A 20691-nucleotide genomic window follows, 5' to 3' on the forward strand; every position below is an offset into this window, starting at 1 on the left:
CGGGCGAGGACGTGTACGCCGACATCGCGCTGTCCGAGGAGCACGCGCAGGACGCGGCGAGGTTCGGCGTCCACCCGGCGCTGCTGGACGCCGCGCTGCACCCGGTGGTGCTGCTCGGCGGCGCCTCCGCCGCCGACGTGGACCGGCTCCGGCTGCCGTTCTCGTGGGGCGGGGTGGCGCTGCACGCGGTGGGCGCGACCAGCCTGCGGGTGCGGGTGAGCCCGGCCGGTGACGACACCGTGTCGGTGACGGTCGCCGACGCCACCGGCGCGCCGGTCGCCTCGATCGGCTCGCTGGCGCTCCGGGCGATCTCGCCGGAGCAGCTGAGGGCGGTCAACGACCCGACCCGCGACGCCCTGTTCCGTATCGACTGGACCGCCCTGTCGGCGGCCGCGGACGGTACCGGCACGTACGCCGTGCTGGGCACCGACCACCTGGGCGCGCTCGCCTCCCTCGGGGACGGCCACCCGACCGTCGACGCGCTGGCGGCGGCGGTGGAGCAGAGCGGGCAGGCGCCGGAGTTCGTGTTCGCGTCCTTCGCGTCCGCGGCGGCGGGTGGCCCGGTGGCGGCGGTGCACGCGGTGACGGCGGAGGCGCTGGGCCTGGTGCAGGGGTGGCTGGCGGAGTCCCGGCTGGGGTCGTCGCGGCTGGTGGTGGTGACGCGGGGTGCGGTGTCCGCTCGTACGGGCGAGGACGTGGCCGACCTGGCGCACGCCGGCCTGTGGGGCCTGGTGCGCACCGCGCAGGCCGAGAACCCCGGCCGCTTCCTGCTGGTGGACCTCGACGGCCACGACGCCTCCCGGGACGCCCTGGCGGCGGCCGTCGCCACGGCCCGGACGGCCGAGGAGCCGCAGCTCGCGATCCGCGAGGGCGCGCTGCTGGCGCCGCGGTTCGCGCGGGCGGCCGACGGCGGCGGGGCGCTGGTGCCCCCGGTCGGCGCGCCCGCCTGGCGGCTGGCGACCACCGGCGCGGGCACGCTGGAGAACATCGCGCTGCTGCCCGCCCCGCACGTCCTTGAGCCGCTGGCCGAGGGGCAGGTCCGGGTGTCCGTACGCGCGGGCGGCGTCAACTTCCGCGACGTACTCATCGGCCTGGGCATGTACCCCGACGCCGACGCCTACATGGGCACCGAGGGCGCGGGCGTGGTCACCGAGGTCGGCCCCGGCGTGACCGGGTTCGCGGTCGGCGACCGGGTCATGGGCCTGCTGCCCGAGTCCTTCGGCCCGGTGTCCGTGGTGGACCGGCGGCTGATCGCGCCCGTCCCCGAGGGCTGGACGTACGAGCAGGCCGCGGCGATCCCCGTCGTCTTCCTCACCGCCTACTTCGGCCTGGAGGACCTGGCGCACCTGGCGGAGGGCGAGTCGATCCTCATCCACGCGGCGACGGGCGGTGTGGGTATGGCGGCGGTGCAGCTGGCCCGGTACTGGGGTGCGGAGGTGTTCGCGACGGCCAGTGAGGGCAAGTGGGACACGCTGCGGTCGATGGGCTTCGACGAGGAGCACATCGCGTCGTCGCGGACGCTGGACTTCGAGGAGAAGTTCCTGGCGGTCACCGGCGGGCGTGGTGTGGACGTGGTCCTGGACTCCCTCGCGAAGGAGTTCGTGGACGCGTCGCTGCGGCTGCTGCCGCGCGGCGGCCGGTTCCTGGAGATGGGCAAGACCGACATCCGCGACCCCGAGGTCATCGCCGCCGACCACCCCGGCGTCACCTACCACCCGTACGCCCTCACCGAGATCTCCAAGGACCGGCTCGGCGAGATCCTGACCGAGCTGGTGCGGCTCTTCGACAGCGGCGTGCTCCAACCGCTGCCGGTACGGGCGTGGGACGTGCGGCGGGCGCCGGAGGCGCTGCGCTTCATGAGCCAGGCCAGGCACATCGGCAAGATGGCGCTGACCCTGCCGCGCCCGCTGGACCCGGCGGGCACCGTGCTGGTCACCGGCGGCACCGGCACCCTCGGCGGGCTGCTCGCCCGCCACCTGGTGGCCGAGCACGGCGTACGCAACCTGGTCCTCACCAGCCGCCGCGGCCCGCAGGCCGCGGGCGCCGCCGAGTTGACCGCCGAACTGGCCGAGGCCGGCGCGTCCGTGGACGTGGTGGCCTGCGACGCGGCCGACCGGGAGGCGTTGGCCGCGGTCCTGGCCGGCATCCCCGCCGACCGGCCGCTGACCGCCGTGGTACACGCGGCCGGCGCGCTGGACGACGGGCTCATCGGCTCGCTCACCCCCGAGCGGCTGGCGGCCGTGCTGCGGCCCAAGGCCGATGCGGCGTGGAACCTGCACGAGCTGACCCGCGACGCCGACCTGGCGGCCTTCGTGCTCTACTCGTCGCTCGCCGGCCCGCTCGGCAGCCCTGGGCAGGCCAACTACGCGGCCGCCAACACCTTCCTGGACGCGCTGGCCGCCCACCGCCGGGCCCAGGGCCTGCCGGCCGTGTCCCTGGCGTGGGGCCACTGGGAGCAGGCCAGCGACCTCACCGGCCGGCTCGACGCGGCGGACCTCGCCCGCATGACCCGCTCCGGAATCGTGCCGATGTCCTCCGAGGAGGGCCTGGCGCTGTTCGACGCCGGCCGGTCCGTGGACGAGCCGCTGGTGGTCACCTCCCGCATCGACGTGGCCGCCTGGGCCGCGAACGGCGGCGAGGTCGTCCAGGCCCTGGCGCGCGGCCTGGCCGGCGCCCGGCCGGTGCGCCGCGCCCAGGCCGCCCAGGCCGCGGCGGGCGCGGGCGGTTCGGCCCTGGCCCAGCGGCTCTCGGCGCTGCCGGAGGGCGAGCGCGCGGACGCGCTGCTGGACGTGGTGCGCACCCACGTGGCCACGGTGCTGGGACACGGCTCGGCCGCGTCGGTGGAGCCGGAGCGCGCCTTCAAGGAGCTGGGCTTCGACTCGCTGACGGCCGTGGAGCTGCGCAACCGCCTGAACGCGGCCACCGGCCTGCGGCTGCCCGCCACCCTGATCTTCGACCACCCCACCCCGAAGGCACTCGCCGCCCACCTGCTGACGGAACTGGTCCTCGGCGGCGACACCGGGACCGCGCCGGGCGTGCCGGTGCCGGTCACGGCCGCGGCCGACGACGACCCCGTAGTGATCGTGGCCATGGCCTGCCGCTTCCCGGGCGACGCCGACTCGCCGGAACAGCTGTGGGACCTGGTGGCCGCGGGCCGGGACGCCGTCGGCGGCTTCCCCACCGACCGCGGCTGGGACCTGGAGCGGCTGTACGACCCGGACCCGGAGCGCTCCGGCAAGAGCTACGCCCGCGAGGGCGGGTTCCTGCGGGACGCCACCCGCTTCGACTCCAGCCTGTTCGGCATCTCGCCGCGCGAGGCGCTGGGCATGGACCCGCAGCAGCGCGTGATCCTCGAATCCTCCTGGGAGGTCTTCGAGCGCGCGGGCATCGACGTGGCGACCCTGCGCGGCAGCCAGACCGGCGTGTTCATCGGCGCCGTCTCCACCGGCTACGGCCAGGACCCCAAGCTCCAGCAGAGCGTGGAGGGCTACTCGGTCACGGGCAACGTGCTGAGCGTCATATCCGGCCGCGTGTCGTACGTCTTCGGCCTCGAAGGGCCGGCGATCACCGTCGACACGGCCTGCTCGTCGTCGCTGGTCGCCCTGCACCTGGCCGCCCAGGCGCTGCGCTCGGGCGAGTGCACGCTGGCCCTGGTCGGCGGCGTCACGGTCATGCCGAGCCCGTTCGGCTTCGTGGAGTTCAGCCGGCAGCGGGTGCTGTCGCCCGACGGCCGCTGCAAGGCGTTCTCCGCGGCCGCCGACGGCACCGGCTTCTCCGAGGGCGTCGGCACACTCCTGGTGGAGCGGCTGTCCGACGCGCGGCGCAACGGGCACCAGGTGCTCGCGGTGATCCGCGGCAGCGCCACCAACCAGGACGGCGCCAGCAACGGCCTCACCGCCCCCAACGGCCCGTCCCAGCAGCGCGTCATCCGCGCCGCGCTGGCCAACGCGGGCCTGGCGCCCGACCAGGTCGACGCGGTCGAGGCGCACGGCACCGGCACCAACCTCGGCGACCCGATCGAGGCCCAGGCGCTGCTGGCCACCTACGGACGGGGCCGCTCCGCCGACAACCCGCTGTGGCTCGGCTCCATCAAGTCGAACATCGGCCACACCCAGGCCGCCGCGGGCGCCGCGGGCCTGATCAAGATGGTGATGGCGCTGCGGCACGGGCTGCTGCCCAGCACCCTGCACGCCGACGAGCCCTCGCCCGAGGTCGACTGGTCGCCGGGCACCGTGAAGCTGCTGACCGAGCCGGTGGCGTGGGACCCGGACGGCCGGCCGCGCCGCGCCGCGGTGTCCTCCTTCGGTATCAGCGGTACGAACGCGCACGTCATCCTGGAAGAACCGCCCGCGCCGCCCGCCGAGGACCGGGAGGACCGGACCGAGCAGCCCGCGGCCGCGCCCGAGGGCCCCGGCCTCGTCGGCGAGACGGTGCCGTGGGTGGTGTCCGGCAGGTCGGAGGCGGCGCTGCGGGCGCAGGGCCAGAGGCTGGCCGCGTTCGCCGCGGAGCGCGCCGAGCCGACGGCGGCCGACCTCGGGTACTCCCTGGTGGCGTCGCGTGCGGTGTTGGAGCACCGTGCGGTGGTGCTGGCGGCGGGTCGTGAGGCGGGTGTGGCGGGTCTGTCGGCGTTGGCGGAGGGTGTGCCGGCGGCGGGTGTGGTGTCGGGTGCGGCGGATGTGCGGGGCCGGGTGGTGTTCGTCTTCCCGGGCCAGGGTTCGCAGTGGCGGGGTATGGCCGCTGAGCTGCTGGACTCTTCGCCGGTGTTCGCGGCGCGTCTGGCCGAGGTGGATGCGGCGGTGGGCCGGTTGGTGGACTGGTCGGTGGTGGATGTGCTGCGGCAGGTGCCGGGCGCTCCGTCGCCGGAGCGGATCGAGATCTTGCAGCCGGTGCTGTTCGCGGTGAACGTGTCGCTGGCCGCGGTGTGGCAGGCGGCGGGTGTGCAGCCGGCTGCCGTGGTGGGTCACAGTCAGGGTGAGATCGCGGCCGCGTGCGTGGCCGGGGCGCTGTCGCTGGAGGACGCGGCGAAGCTGATCGTGTTGCGTAGTGCGCTGTTCGCCCGTGAGCTGGTGGGCAATGGTGCGGTGGCCTCCGTCGCGTTGTCGGCTGGTGTGGTGGAGGAGCGGTTGTCGCGGTGGGAGGGCCGGCTGGCGATCGCCGGGCGTAACGGTCCGGGCCTGGTGACGGTGGCGGGTGATGTTCCGGCGTTGGAGGAGTTCGTCGCGGAGTGCCAGGCGGCGGAGATCCGGGCGCGGGTTGTCGGTTCCACGGTGGCGTCGCACTGCGCGCAGGTGGACCCGCTGCGCGGGGAGATCCTGGAGCTGTTCGCGGACATCACTCCGGTGAAGGGCAGTGTGCCGTTCTATTCGACGGTCACCGCGTCTCAGAAGGACACGCAGGAGTTGACGGCGGAGTACTGGTTCGACAACGCGCGGCAGCCGGTGGACTTCGAGGGGACCGTGCGGGCTCTTCTCGCCGACGGGTTCCGGTTCTTCATCGAGTCGAGTGCGCATCCGGTGCTGGCGACGGGTGTGCTGGCGACGGCGGAGGATGCGGAGACCGAGGCGGTGGCGGTGGGGTCGCTGCGCCGTGACGAGGGTGGTCCGGCCCGGTTCCTGGCCTCGTTGGCCGAGGGCTGGGTGCGGGGTCTGCCGGGAGTGGACTGGAAGGGCCTGTTCGCCGGTACGAGCGCGGAGTCGGCCGAGTTGCCGACGTACGCCTTCCAGCGCCAGCGCTACTGGCTGGACGACCTCGCGGTCTCCGCGGACATCGACGCCGTCGCCGGTGCCGTGGACGCGGTCGAGGCCGAGTTCTGGAGCAAGGTCGAGCGCGGCGAGCTGGACGCGGTCGCGGCCGAGCTGGAGGTCGACGCCGACCCGCTCAGCGCGGTGCTGCCCGCCCTGTCCTCGTGGCGCAAGCGCCGCCGCGACCAGTCGAAGGCCGACCGGTGGCGCTACCGCGTCGTCTGGCGGCCCGTCACCCCGCCGCCCGCCGTGTCCCTCTCGGGCCGCTGGCTGCTGCTGGTCCCGGCGGGCCTGGCCGGCGACCCGTGGGCCGACGGCGCCGAGCGCGCCCTGGCCGAGCACGGCGCCGAGGTGCGGCGGGTGGCCGTGGACCCGGCCGGCACCGACCGGGCCGCCCTGGCCGACCTGCTGCGGGAGGAGCTGCCGGGCGCGGTCGGCGACGGCGCCCAGCCGGGCGGCGGCGTGCTGTCGCTGCTCGCGCTGGACGAGAGCCCGCACCCCGACCACTCCGCCGTGCCCGTCGGCGCGGCCGCCACGCTGGCCCTCACGCAGGCCCTGGCGGACGTCGAGGCGGCGGGCCCGCTGTGGGTGGCGACCCGGGGCGGCGTACTGGCCGGCCAGCCGGACGACCCGCGGGTCAGCCCGGAGCAGGCGCAGGCGTGGGGCCTGGGCCGGGTGGTCGCCCTGGAGCAGCCGGGGCGGTGGGGCGGCCTGCTGGACCTGCCCGAGGCGGTGGACGACGACGCGGTCGCCCGCGTGGCCGCCGCGCTGTCCGGTCTCGGCGACGGCCGCGACGAGGACCAGATCGCGGTGCGCGCCTCCGGTACGTACGCGCGCAGGCTGGTACGGGCCCCGCTGGACGGCGAGCCGGCGGTGCGCGAGTGGAACCCGGCCGGCACGGTGCTGGTCACCGGCGGCACGGGCGGCATCGGCGCCCACGTGGCCCGGTGGTTCGCGCGGAACGGCGCGCGGCACCTGCTGCTGACCAGCCGGCGCGGCCCCGACGCGCCCGGCGCCGCGGAGCTGAGCGCCGAGCTGACCGAGCTGGGCGCCCAGGTGACCGTCGCGGCCTGCGACATGGCCGACCGCGCGTCGGTGGCGGCCGTGGCCGCCGCGGTTCCCGAGGAGCACCCGCTCACCGCCGTGATCCACACCGCGGGCGTCGCCCAGACGTATGTGCCGGTCACGGACACCACGCTGGCGGACTTCGCGGACATCACCTCCGGGAAGGTCGCGGGCGCGGCGCACCTGGACGACGTGCTCGGCGACACGCCGCTGGACGCCTTCGTGCTCTTCTCGTCCAACGCGGCCGTGTGGGGCAGCGGCGGCCAGGCCGTGTACGCGGCGGGCAACGCGTTCCTCGACGCGTTCGCGCAACAGCGGCGGGCCCGCGGGCGCACCGCGACGTCCATCGCGTGGGGCGCCTGGGGCGGCGGCGGCATGATGGCGCTCGACGGGGCCGCCGAGTACATGGGCCGGCGCGGCATGGTGGAGATGGCGCCGGAGCTGGCGATCGCCACCATGGTGCAGTCCGTGGAGCACGACGAGGCGTTCGTGGCCGTGGCCGACGTCGAGTGGGAACGGTTCGTGCTCGGCTTCACCGCGCTGCGGCCCAGCCCGCTGATCGCCGAACTGCCCGAGGTGCGCACGGCGCTCCAGGCGAGCCAGGCGGGTGCGGAGGCGGAGGAGGCCGCGGCCGGGGCGGCGTTCGCCGGACGGCTGGCCGGGCTGCCGGAGCACGAACAGCTCAAGGTGGTGCTGGAGCTGGTGCGCACCGAGGTGGCGGCCGTGCTGCAGCACGCCTCCTCCGACGGCATCCAGGCGGGCCTGGCGTTCAAGGAGCTGGGCTTCGACTCGCTGACGTCGGTGGAGCTGCGCAACCGGCTGAACGCGGCGACCGGGCTGAAGCTCCCGGCCAGCCTGGTGTTCGACCACCCGACGCCCGCGGCGCTGGCCACGTACGTACGCGGCCAGATCGTGCCGGAGGCGGCGGGAGCGTCCGAGGCGGTGCTCGGCGAGCTGGACGCGCTGGAGAGCTCGCTCGACGGGCTGCTGGGCGACGGCGAGAGCACGGCGAAGGTCGTGGAGCGCCTGGAGGCCCTGGTGTGGAAGCTCCGGGACGGCCGCGACGAGGCCCGGGGAACGGCGCGGGACGCCGCCGAGAGCGAGGACGACCTCGAATCGGCGTCGGCGGAGGAAATGTTCGAAATGCTCGACCGGGAATTCGGAGACTCCTGACCCGTGACCTGGCCACAGGACGGTCTCGACGCGCGACTGGGGAATTAGAGGCAATGGCGGAGAACGAAGAGAAACTGCTCGCGTACCTCAAGAGGGCCACGGGTGACCTGCGCCAGGCGCAGCGCCGGCTGCGCGAGGTCGAGGCGGCGGCCACCGAGCCGATCGCGATCGCCGGCATGGCCTGCCGCTACCCGGGCGGCGTGGAGTCCCCCGAGGACCTGTGGGACCTGGTGGCCGAATCCCGGGACGCGGTCGGGGAGTTCCCCACCGACCGGGGCTGGGACAACGAGGGCCGCTACGACCCCGACCCCACCCGGCCGGGCAGGAGCTACGTGCGCGGCGGGGCGTTCCTCAAGGACGCCACCCGGTTCGACGCGGGCTTCTTCGGCATCTCGCCCCGCGAGGCGCTGGCCATGGACCCCCAGCAGCGGCTGCTGCTGGAGGGCGCGTGGGAGCTGTTCGAGCGGGCCGGGCTCGACCCGAAGTCCCTCAAGGGCAGCCCGACCGGCACGTTCGTGGGCTTCAGCTCCATGGACTACGGCTGGGAGCTGCCGCGCATCCCCGAGAACATCGAGGGCTACTACGGCACCGGCAACTTCGCCAGCGTCATGTCCGGGCGCATCTCCTACACCTTCGGTCTGGAGGGCCCCGCGGTCACCGTCGACGCGGCGTGCTCGTCGTCGCTGGTGGCCGTGCACCTGGCCGCGCAGGCGCTGCGCGCGGGGGAGTGCACCCTGGCCGTGGCCGGCGGCGTGACCGTGATGTCCACCGACATCGGCTACCCGGAGATGAGCCGCCAGCGCGCGCTGTCCCCGGACGGCCGGTGCCGGGCCTTCGCCGCCTCCGCCGACGGGTTCGGCCCGGCCGAGGGCATGGGCCTGGTGCTGCTGGAGAAGCTGTCCGACGCCCACCGCAACGGGCACCGGGTCCTCGCGGTCGTCCGCGGCTCGGCCGTCAACCAGGACGGCGCCAGCAACGGCCTGACCGCCCCCAACGGCCCCTCGCAGGAGCGGGTCATCCGCGCCGCCCTGCGCAGCGCGAAGGTCTCGGCCGACCAGATCGACGTGGTCGAGGCGCACGGCACGGGCACCAACCTCGGCGACCCCATCGAGGCGCACGCGCTGCTGGCCGTCTACGGGCAGCGCCGCCCCGCCGACCGGCCGCTGTGGCTGGGCTCGGTGAAGTCCAACATGGGCCACACCTCCGCCGCCGCGGGCGTGGCCGGCATCATCAAGATGGTGCAGGCCATGCGCAACGGCCTGCTGCCGCGCACCCTGCACGTGGACGAGCCGACCCCGCACGTGGACTGGTCCTCGGGCGCGGTGCGGCTGCTGACCGAGCCGGTGGAGTGGCCGGGCGGGGACCGGGCGCGCCGGGCCGGCGTCTCGGCGTTCGGCATCAGCGGCACCAACACGCACGTGATCCTGGAAGAGGCACCAGCCGAGCCGGAGGCCGAGGCCGAGGCGCCCGCCGAGGCCGGCCAGGCTCCGGCCACCGGCCTGACCGGGGCCGTGGTGCCCTGGGTGGTGTCGGGCCGGTCCGAGGCGGCCCTGCGCGCGCAGGGGCAGCGGCTGGCGGCCTTCGCCGGCGGCGTCACGGACCTGGCGCTGCCGGACGTGGGCTACTCGCTGGCCACCACGCGCGCCGCGCTCGAACACCGCGGCGTGGTCCTGGCGGCCGACCGGGAGGGCGCCCTGGCGGGCCTGGCCGCGCTGGCCGCGGGCGAGTCCGCGGCGGGCGTGCTGCGCGGCGTGGCGGCCGTCGACGACGCCGGCACCGGCCTGACCGGTCAGGTCGTCTTCGTCTTCCCCGGCCAGGGCTCGCAGTGGCGGGGCATGGCCGCCGGGCTGCTTCAGGCCTCTCCGGTGTTCGCCGCGCGGCTGGCCGAGTGCGACGCGGCCCTGCGCCCGTACGTGGACTGGTCGGTGCTGGACGTGGTGCGCGGCGACGACGACGGGTCGTGGCTGGAGGACGTCGTCGCCGTGCAGTCCTCGCTGTGGGCCGTCATGGTCTCCCTGGCCGCGGTGTGGCGGGCGGCGGGCGTGGAGCCCGCGGCCGTCGTCGGCCACAGCCAGGGCGAGATCGCCGCCGCCGCGGTCGCCGGAGCCCTGTCGCTCCAGGACGCGGCCAAGGTGGTGGCCCTGCGGGCGAAGGCCATCGCGGAGGGCCTGTCGGGCCGCGGCGGCATGGTGTCCGTGCCCCTGCCCGCCGACGCCGTACGCGAGCGGCTGGCCCCGTGGGACGAGCGGATCTCCGTGGCCTCGGTCAACGGCTCGTCCTCGACCGTGGTGGCCGGCGAGGTGGCGGCGCTGGACGAGCTGCTGGCCGCCTGCGAGGCCGACGGGGTGCGCGCCAAGCGCATCGCCGTGGACTACGCCTCCCACTCCGCGCAGGTCGAGGCCATCCGCGAGCAGGTGCTCGGCGCCCTCCAGGGCATCCAGCCGCGCGCGGGCGACATCCCCTTCTACTCGACCGTGACCGGCGGCGTCCTGGACACCTCCGGCCTGGACGCCGAGTACTGGTACACCAACCTGCGGCAGGAGGTGCGGTTCCACGAGACCGTACGGGCCCTGCTGGACGACGGGTTCGGCTTCTTCGTCGAGTCCAGCGCGCACCCCGTCCTCACGGTCGGCCTGGCCGAGACGTTCGAGGCCGCCGGCAGCGACGCCGTGGCGCTGGGCACCCTGCGCCGCGAGGAGGGCGGCCCGGAGCGGTTCCTGGCCTCGCTGGCCGAAGGCTACGTACGCGGTCTGCCGGTCGGCTGGGAGCAGGTGCTCGCCGGCACCGGCGCCCGGCGCGTGGACCTGCCCACGTACGCCTTCCAGCGCGAGCGCTACTGGCTGGAGGCCGGCGCCGCCGCCGCGGCCGACCCCGCGCAGCTCGGCCTCGGCGCCACCGGCCACCCGCTGCTGGGCGCGGCCGTCGAGGTGGCCGCCGACGGTGGCCTGCTGCTGACCGGCCGTCTGGCCCCCGCCGCCCAGCCGTGGCTGGCCGACCACGCCGCCTGGGGAACCGTCCTGGCCGACGCGACGACCTGGGCCGAACTGGCCTGGGCCGCCGCCCGCGAGGCGGGCGGCGGGCAGGTGGCCGAGCTGACCGTGACCGCGCCGCTGGCGCTGCCCGAGCGGTCCGCCGCGCTCGTCCAGGTGTCCGTCGGCGCGCCCGGCGAGGACGGCCGCCGGAGCCTGCGCGTCCACGCCCGGCCGCAGGACGCCGCCGACGCGCCCTGGACCCTGCACGCCTCCGGCGTCCTCGCCCCCGCCGCGGACGGGCCCGAGGCGCCGCCCGCCGCCTGGCCGCCCGCGGGCGCCCAGCCGGTCGCCGTGGACGGCTTCTACGAGCGGGCCGCCGCGGCCGGCCACGGCTACGGGCCCGCCTACCAGGGCCTGCGCGCCGCGTGGCGGGCCGGCGAGGAGACGTACGCGGAGGTCGCGCTGGACGACGAGCAGGCCGCCGACGCCGGCCGGTTCGGCCTGCACCCGGCCCTGCTCGACGCCGCCCTCCACCCGGCCCTGCTGGACCGGCTCGGCGACGGCAGGGTGTGGCTCCCGGGCACCGTGGCCGGAGCGGCGCTGCACGCCGTCGGCGCCACCGGCCTGCGGGTGCGGCTGCGCCCGGCCGGCGAGGACGCCGTGGCGGTCACCGCCTGGGACCCCTCCGGCGCCCCCGTCGCCTCGCTGGCGTCCGTCACCCACCGGCCCCTGACGGCCCAGCAGGTGCGCGCCGCCGGGGACACCGCCCGGGACGCCCTGTTCCGCCTGGCCTGGACCCCGCTGCCGCTGCCCGCGGGCCCCGCGGACACCAGCGACTGGAGCGTGCTGGACCCCGACGACCTCAAGCTCGCCGCCGCGCTCGACCTGGCCCCGGCCGGGCCGGGACAGCCCGGACCGGTCCTGGTGTCCTACGGCCCCGCCGTCGACGCGGGCACCGGCCTGGCCGACCGGGTCCGCGCGGCGGTGCTCGGCGCCCTGCCCCTGCTGCGCGACCGGCAGACCGGCGAGCCCACCGGGCCGCTGGTGGTGGTCACCCGCGGCGCGGTCGCCGCCCGCGACGGCGAGGACGTCACCGACCTGGCCCACGCGCCCCTGTGGGGACTGGTGCGGGCCGCGCAGGCCGAGAGCCCCGGCCGGTTCCTGCTGGTGGACACCGACGGCCGCGAGGAGTCCCGCGCCGCGCTCCCCGGAGCCGTCGCCGCCGCGCTCGCCGCCGGCGAGCCGCAGGTCGCCCTGCGCGAGGGCGCCGCCCTGGTGCCCCGCCTGGCCCGTACCGCCGCGGCCCCGGCCGGCGCGGCGGCGCCCTGGGACCCCGACCGCACGGTGCTGGTCACCGGCGGCACCGGCGCCCTCGGCTCCCTGGTCGCCCGGCACCTGGTCGCCGAACACGGCGTACGGCACCTGCTGCTGGCCGGCCGCCGCGGCGAGCAGGCCCCCGGCGCCGCCGACCTGGCCGCCGACCTGACCGCCGCCGGCGCGTCGGTGACCGTCGCCGCCTGCGACGCGGCCGACCGCGACGCGCTGGCCGCGCTGCTGGCCGGCATCCCCGCCGGGCACCCGCTGGGCGCCGTGGTGCACGCGGCCGGCACGGTGGACGACGGGCTGCTCGGCTCCCTGACGCCCGAGCAGGTCACCGGCGTGCTGCGGGCCAAGGCCGACACGGCCGTGGCCCTGCACGAGCTGACCCGCGAGGCGGACCTCGCCGCGTTCGTCCTGTTCTCCTCGGCGGCCGGCACGCTCGGCAACGCCGGCCAGGGCAACCTCGCCGCGGCCGGCGCCTTCGTCGACGCCCTCGCCGCGGCCCGCCGCGCGGCCGGCCTGCCCGCCGTGTCCCTGGCCTGGGGACCGTGGGACACCGCGCAGGGCGCTCCCGCGCAGGGCACCGGCGTGCTGCCCCTGGCGCACGCGGAGGGGCTCGCGCTGTTCGACGCGGCCCTGCGCGGCGGCGACCCGGTCGCCGTGCCCGTACGCCTGGACCTCCCGGCGCTGGCCGCCGCGGCCGCCGCGGGCGCCCTGCCCGGCGCGCTGCGGGACCTCGTACGGGCCCCGGCGCGGCGCGCCGCCGCCGGCGGGGCCGACCAGCCGGCCACCACCGAGCTGGTCCGCCGCCTGGCCGGCCAGGAGCGCGGCGACCAGGAGCGGATCCTGCTGGAGCTGCTGCGCTCGGAGGTGGCCGCCGTGCTGCGGCACGCCACCGCCGACGACGTGGCCGCCGACCGGGCGTTCAAGGACCTCGGCTTCGACTCGCTCACCGCCGTCGAACTGCGCAACCGGCTGCGCGCGGCGACCGGCCTCCAGCTGCCGGCCACGCTCGTGTTCACCTACCCCACGCCGACGGCCCTGGTGCGCTTCCTGCTGGACGAGATCCAGCCCGGCCAGGACGGCGCGGACCTGCCCGTCTTCGGCGAGCTGGAGCAACTGGAGGCCAACCTGGCCGTCCTGGCCCCCGACGACGAGACACGCGACAAGATCACCAAGCGACTGGAGGCACTGCTGTGGAAGTGGAGCGGTGACGCGGGCGGTACGGAGGGCGTCATCGCCAGGGACGCGCTCGACTCCGCGTCCGACGACGAGATGTTCGCACTGATCGACAGGGAACTGGGCGCCCCCTGACGCGGGCGCCGCCGCGCGAGGCGTGCGGACACCGCCCCGGCACCCCGGGGCACACCACAGAACTTCCACGGGCCTTCGAAGGAGCGATGGGGCACATGGCCAGCAGCACCGAAGAGAAACTCCGCGACTACCTCAAACGGGTCACCGCCGATCTCAGCCAGACCCGCCAGCGGCTGCGCGAGACCGAGGCCGCCGCCCACGAGCCGATCGCGATCGTCGGCATGGCCTGCCGCTACCCGGGCGGCGTGGAGTCCCCCGAGGACCTGTGGCGGCTGGTGGACGAGGGCCGGGACGCGATCAGCGACTTCCCCGGCGACCGCGGCTGGGACCTGGCGGCGCTGTACGACCCGGACCCGGAGCGCAAGGGCACCAGCTACGTGCGCAACGGCGGCTTCCTGCACAACGCCGCCGAGTTCGACCCCGCGTTCTTCGGCATCACCCCGCGCGAGGCCCTGGGCATGGACCCCCAGCAACGGCTGCTGCTGGAGACCGCCTGGGAGGCGTTCGAGCGCGGCGGCCTGGACCCGCGGGCCCTGAAGGGCGCCGACATCGGCGTGTTCACCGGCATCGTGCACACCGAGTACGTCTCCCGGCTGCAGAAGACCCCCGACTCCGTCGAGGGCTTCGTGATCACCGGCACCCTCTCCAGCGTCGCCTCCGGCCGCATCGCCTACACCCTCGGCCTGGAGGGCCCGGCCGTCAGCGTCGAGACCGCCTGCTCCTCCTCGCTGGTGGCCCTGCACCTGGCCGTCCAGGCGCTGCGCTCCGGCGAGTGCGCCATGGCGCTGGCCGGCGGTGTGGCCGTCATGCCGACCGCCGAGGCGTTCACCGAGTTCAGCCGCCAGCGGGGCCTGGCCCGCGACGGGCGCATCAAGGCGTTCGCCGCCGCCGCCGACGGCACCAACTGGGCCGAGGGCGCCGGCATGCTGCTGGTCGAGCGCCTGTCGGACGCCCGCCGCAACGGCCACCCGGTGCTCGCCGTCATCCGCGGCACGGCCCTGAACCAGGACGGTGCGAGCAACGGCCTGTCCGCGCCCAACGACAAGGCGCAGGAGCGGGTCATCAACGCCGCCCTGGCCAACGCCCGGCTGACGCCCGCCGACGTGGACGCGGTCGAGGCGCACGGCACCGGCACCACGCTGGGCGACCCCATCGAGGCGCAGGCCCTGTTCGCCGCGTACGGCAAGGAGCGGCCCGCCGGCCGGCCGCTGTGGCTGGGGTCCCTGAAGTCCAACATCGGCCACTCCGGCCCGGCCGCGGGCGTGGGCGGCGTCATCAAGATGGTGCAGGCCCTGCGCAACGGCTCCCTGCCCAAAACCCTGCACGTCGACGCGCCCACCCCGCACGTCGACTGGTCCTCCGGGGCCGTCAGGCTGCTGACCGAACCCGTCGCCTGGCCGGCGGACGGCCGGCCGCGGCGGGCCGGCGTCTCGGCGTTCGGCATCAGCGGCACCAACGCGCATGTGATCGTCGAGGAGGCGGGACCGGAGCCGGACGCGGTGGACGAACACGGTGACCAGGAGCCCTCGGGGCTGACCGCGGCCGTGGTGCCGTGGACGGTGTCGGGCCGGTCCGAGGCGGCCCTGCGGGCGCAGGCCCAGCGGCTGGCCGCGTTCACCGGCGAACGGCCCGAACTGACCCAGGCCGACGTGGGCTTCTCCCTGGCCACCACCCGGTCCGCCCTGGAGCACCGGGGCGCGGTGCTCGCCGCCGACCGCGACACCGCCCGCAAGGCCCTGGCCGCCCTCGCCGAGGGCCGGCCCGCGCCGGGCGTGGTCACCGGCGTGGCCGAGGACTCCGGCAAGGTCGTCTTCGTCTTCCCCGGCCAGGGCTCGCAGTGGCGGGGCATGGCCGCCGGGCTGCTTCAGTCCTCGCCGGTGTTCGCCGCGCGGCTGGCGGAGTGCGACGAGGCCCTGCGGCCGCACGTGGGCTGGTCGGTGACCGACGTGGTGCGCGGCGCGGACGGCGCGCCGTCGCTGGACGACGTGGTGGTGGTGCAGTCCGCGCTGTGGGCCGTCATGGTGTCGCTGGCCGCGGTGTGGCGGGCGGCGGGCGTGGAGCCCGCGGCCGTCGTCGGCCACAGCCAGGGCGAGATCGCCGCCGCCGCGGTCGCCGGAGCGCTGTCGCTCCAGGACGCGGCCAAGGTGGTCGCGCTGCGGGCGAAGGCGATCGCGGAGGGCCTGTCGGGCCGCGGCGGCATGGTGTCCGTGCCCCTGCCCGCCGACGCCGTACGCGAGCGGCTGGCGCGCTGGGACGAGCGGATCTCGGTCGCCTCGGTCAACGGCCCCCGGTCCACCGTGGTGGCCGGCGAGCCGGCGGCGCTGGAGGAACTGCTGGCCGCCTGCGAGGCCGACGGGGTGCGCGCCAAGCGCATCGCCGTGGACTACGCCTCCCACTCCGCGCAGGTCGAGGCCATCCGCGACCAGGTGCTCGACGCCCTCCAGGGCATCGAGCCCCGCTCCTCGCGCACCCCCTTCTACTCCACCGTCACCGGCCAGGTGGCCGACACCGCCGGCCTGGACGCCGAGTACTGGGTCACCAACCTGCGCCAGACCGTCCGGTTCGACGACGCCGTGCGCGCCCTGCTGCGCGACGGGTACCGCTTCTTCGTCGAGTCCAGCGCGCACCCCGTCCTCACGGTGGGCCTGGCCGAGACGTTCGAGGACGCCGGCGCCCCGGCCGTCGCGCTCGCCACGCTGCGCCGCGACGAGGGCGGCCCCGACCGGTTCCTGACCTCGCTCGCTTCAGGCTGGGTGCGCGGCCTGCCCGGCATCGACTGGCACGCGGTGTACGCGGGCACCGGCGCCCGCCGCGTCGACCTGCCCACGTACGCCTTCCAGCGGCAGCGCTACTGGCTGGACGACCTCGCCGAGCCCGCCGCCGAGGACGCCGGGCCGGCCGCCGACCCGGTCGAGGCCGGGTTCTGGGAGGCCGTGGACCGCGGCGACCTGGACGGGGTCGCGGCCGAGCTGGAGGTCGCCGCCGACCAGCCGCTCAGCGCCGTGCTGCCCGCCCTGTCGGCGTGGCGCAGGCGCCGCCACGAGCAGTCGAGGGCCGACGGCTGGCGCTACCGGGTGGTGTGGCGGCCCGTCGCCTCGCCCGCGGCCGCGGCCCTGCGCGGCCGGTGGCTGCTGGTCGTCCCGCGGCGGTACGCCGACGACCCGTGGGTCCTCGGCTCCGCGCACGCCCTGCGGGGGGCCGGCGCGGTGGTCGACCAGCTGGTCGTGGACCCCGCCGAGGCCGGCCGCGGCGAACTCGCCGACCTGCTGCGCGAGTCCTTCACCGGCTCCGGCGACGGCATCGCCCCCGGCGGCGTGCTGTCCCTGCTCGCCCTGGACGAGACCCCCCACCCGACCCTGCCCGCCCTGCCCGCCGGCCTGGCCGGCACGGTCGCTCTCGCCCAGGCGCTGGTCGAGACCGCCGAGGCCGTGGGCCTGGGCGCCCGGCTGTGGTGCGCCACCCGCGGCGCGGTGTCCGTGGACGCCTCCGACCCGCTGCTCAGCCCGGTCCAGGCGCACGTCCACGGCTTCGGCCGGGTGGTCGCCGTCGAGCACCCGCTGCTGTGGGGCGGCCTGGTCGACCTGCCGGCCACCGTGGACGAGGAGACCACCGCGGCCCTCGGCGCGGCCCTGGCCGGGCCCGCCGAGGAGGACCACCACGCCATCCGCCCGGGCACCGGCGCGCACGTGCGCCGCCTGGCGCACGCCCCGGCCGCCGACACCCCGGTCGTACGGGAGTGGAAGCCGCAGGGCAGCGTGCTGATCACCGGCGGCACCGGCGGCATCGGCGGCCACCTGGCCCGCTGGCTGGCCCGCGCCGGCGCCGAGCACCTGGTGCTCGTCAGCCGCGGCGGACCCGACGCGCCCGGCGCCGCCGACCTCGCCGCCGAGCTGACCGGCCTCGGCGCGCGCGTCTCCCTGGTGGCCTGCGACGTCTCCGACCGCGACGCCGTCGCCGAGGTGATCGACGGCATCCCGGCCGAGTACCCGCTGACCGCCGTGATCCACTCCGCGGCGGTCCTGGACGACGGCGTCATCGACTCGCTCACCCCCGAGCAGATGGACCGGGTGCTGCGGGTCAAGGTCTGGGGCGCGGTCCACCTGGACGAGCTGACCCGGGACAAGGACCTGTCCGCCTTCGTCCTGTGCTCCTCCTTCGGCGCCACCTTCGGCCTGCCCGCGCTCGGCAACTACGCGCCGGGCAACGCGTTCCTCGACGCGCTGGCCGAACGCCGCCGCGCCGAGGGACTGCCCGGAACCTCCATCGCCTGGGGCACCTGGGCGGGCACCGGCATGGCCGCCGGCGACGTCGGCGCCCGCGGCCGCCTGGAGGGCATCCACGAGATCGGGCCGGAGCCGGCCGCCGCCGCCCTCCAGCACGTACTCGACCGCGACGAGGCCACCGCCGCCCTCATCGACCTGCGCTGGGAGCGGTTCGCGCCCGGCTTCCACGCCAAGCGCCCCACCGCCCTGTTCGCCGAGATCCCCGCCGCCGTCAAGGCGCTCGCCGCCACCGCCGACACCGGTACGGACGACCCGGCGGCCGGCGGCGAGGCCGCCGACGGCCTGCGCACCCGGCTGGCCGGGCTCTCCCAGGCCGAGCAGGAGCACGAACTCCTGCAACTGGTGCGCTCCCACGCCGGAGTCGTCATGGGCCACGTGACGCTGGAGGAGAACGCGCAGGACGCCATCGACCCCCACCGGCCGTTCCGGGAGCTGGGCTTCGACTCCCTGATGGCCGTCGAACTGCGCAACCGCATCGGCGCCGGCACCGGACTCAGCCTGCCCTCCACGCTGGTCTTCGACTTCCCCACCCCCCAGGACGTCGCCCGGCACCTGTGGGAGGAGATGGGCCTGGGCGACGACGAGGGCTCGCTGCCCGGACTCGCCGAACTGCGCCGCCTGGAGGAGGTACTGGCACAGGCCCCGCCCGCCGGCGAGGCGGCCCGCGCCAAGCTCGCCGGGCGCCTGGAGAAGCTGCTGTGGAAGTGGAGCGAGACCGGCTCCGCGGCCGCGTCCGAACCGGACGCCGAGGACGCGGAGTTCGCCGATGTCAGCAACGACGAGATGTTCGACCTGATCGACCGAGAGCTGGGTAGTCCGTAGCAGCCGCACGGCCGCCGCCGCGGCAGTTGCTCCCTTACCCAACTCGCCAGACCGTCCCCCTGGTTCACCTACCAGTTTCTGGAGAGTCCGTTTTATGACGAACGACGAGAAGAAGCTCCGCGACTATCTCAACAGGGTGATGACCGACCTGCGCCAGACCCAGCGCCGCCTGCGCTCGGTCGAGGCGCGGGACCACGAGCCGGTCGCCGTCATCGGCATGGCCTGCCGCTACCCGGGCGGGGTGAACAGCCCCGAGCAGCTGTGGGAGCTGGTCGCCGGCGGCAGGGACGGCATCTCCGGGTTCCCCGACGACCGCGGGTGGGACCTGGAGGGCATCAGCCTGACCGACCCGGAGGGCAAGGAGCTGTCCTGCGAGGGCGGCTTCGTCGGCGGCGCGGCCGACTTCGACGCCGGCCTGTTCGGGATCTCGCCGCGCGAGGCGCTGGCCATGGACCCGCAGCAGCGCATGATCCTGGAATCCTCCTACGAGGCGTTCGAGCAGGCCGGCATCGACCCGTTCGCGCTGCGCGGCAGCCGTACGGGCGTCTTCGTCGGCGCCTCCTACACCGGGTACGGCGCCGACGTCGAGCGCATCCCCGACGGCCTTGAGGGCTACACCATGACCGGCTCGGCCAACAGCGTCGTGTCCGGCCGGGTGTCGTACACCTTCGGACTGGAAGGGCCCGCGGTCACCATCGACACGGCGTGTTCCTCGTCGCTCGTCGCGCTGCACCTGGCGGTGCGCTCGCTGCGCGCGGGGGAGTCCGCGCTGGCGGTGGCCGGCGGAGCGATGATCATGCCGAGTCCGATGGAGTTCATCGAGTTCAGCCGCCAGCGCCTGCTGGCGGCTGACGCGCGCTGCAAGGCGTTCGCCGCCGCCGCCGACGGGACCGGCTTCTCCGAGGGCGCCGGCGTGGTGCTGCTGGAGAAGCTGTCGGACGCCCGCCGCAACGGCCACCAGGTCCTCGCCGTCGTCCGCGGCACCGCCGTCAACCAGGACGGCGCAAGCAACGGCCTGATGGCCCCCAACGGCCCCTCCCAGCAGCGCGTCATCGCCGCCGCGCTCGCCGACGCCCGCCTCACGCCCGACGACATCGACGCGGTGGAGGCGCACGGCACCGGCACCACGCTCGGCGACCCCATCGAGGCCCAGGCCCTGATGGCCGCCTACGGCACCGAGCGGCCCGCCGACCGGCCGCTGTGGCTGGGCTCGGTCAAGTCGAACATCGGACACACGCAGGCCGCCGCGGGGGCGGCCGGCGTGATCAAGATGGTGCAGGCGCTGCGGCACGGGCTGCTGCCCGAGACCCTGCACGTGGACGCTCCCACGCCGCAGGTCGACTGGTCGGCGGGCACCGTGAGGCTGCTCACCGAGCCCGTCGCCTGGCCGGCGAACGACCGCCCGCGGCGGGCCGGCGTGTCGGCGTTCGGCATCAGCGGCACCAACGCCCACGTCATCCTGGAGGAGGCTCCCGCCGAGGACCCCGCCCACGACCCCGAGGCGGCTCCCGAGCAGGGCGCCGAGCCGTCCGCCGAGCAGGTCACGGGCCTGGCCGCGGGTCTGGTGCCGTGGCCGGTGTCCGGCCGGACGGCCGCGGCGCTGCGCGCCCAGGCCCAGCGGCTCGCGGACTTCGTCACCGGCGGCGCCGAGGGCTCCGCCACCGACCTCGGCGCCTCGCTGGCCCTGGCGCGCGGCGCCCTGGACCACCGCGCCGTGGTCCTGGCGGCCGACCGCGAGAGCGCCCTGGCGGGCCTGTCCGCGCTGGCCGGCGACCGGCCCGCCGCGCACGTGGTGACGGGCTCGGCGCGCTCCGGCGTGGCCCGGGTGGCGTTCGTGTTCCCCGGTCAGGGTTCGCAGTGGCGGGGCATGGCCGCCGAGCTGCTTGCGTCCTCGCCGGTGTTCGCCGCGCGGCTCGCCGAGTGCGACGAGGCCCTGCGGCCGCACGTGGGCTGGTCGGTGACGGACGTCGTCCGTGGAGGGGACGACGCGCCGTCGCTGGA

General features: G+C 76.2%; 4 protein-coding genes. All 4 read left to right on the top strand.

All coding sequences use genetic code 11. The features are described 5' to 3' along the window. Window positions 1-11: 11 nt before the first annotated feature. Window positions 12-7979, top strand: coding sequence for a type I polyketide synthase (locus tag RKE29_RS15525; RefSeq protein ID WP_312005974.1), 7968 nt, complete (start codon window positions 12-14; stop codon window positions 7977-7979). 53 nt (window positions 7980-8032) lie between these two features. After that, on the top strand, window positions 8033-13585 hold the full coding sequence (locus tag RKE29_RS15530; protein WP_312005975.1) for an SDR family NAD(P)-dependent oxidoreductase: 5553 nt from the start codon (window positions 8033-8035) through the stop codon (window positions 13583-13585). A 95-nt stretch (window positions 13586-13680) separates the two neighbouring features. Further along, a complete protein-coding gene (locus RKE29_RS15535; RefSeq protein WP_312005976.1) occupies window positions 13681-18690 on the top strand; it encodes a type I polyketide synthase in 5010 nt (1669 codons plus the stop codon). 94 nt (window positions 18691-18784) lie between these two features. After that, a partial coding sequence (locus RKE29_RS15540; RefSeq protein ID WP_312005977.1) for a type I polyketide synthase occupies window positions 18785-20691 on the top strand: 1907 nt, incomplete at its 3' end.

The organism is Streptomyces sp. B1866, assembly GCF_031932565.1.
In the GTDB taxonomy this organism is placed as follows: domain Bacteria; phylum Actinomycetota; class Actinomycetes; order Streptomycetales; family Streptomycetaceae; genus Streptomyces.

What these genes read in the sequence shown, in the direction of transcription:
- RKE29_RS15530 (WP_312005975.1), top strand. Translation starts at nt 8,033, where the DNA reads ATGGCGGAGAACGAAGAGAAACTGCTCGCGTACCTCAAGAGGGCCACG.
- RKE29_RS15535 (WP_312005976.1), top strand. Translation starts at nt 13,681, where the DNA reads ATGGCCAGCAGCACCGAAGAGAAACTCCGCGACTACCTCAAACGGGTC.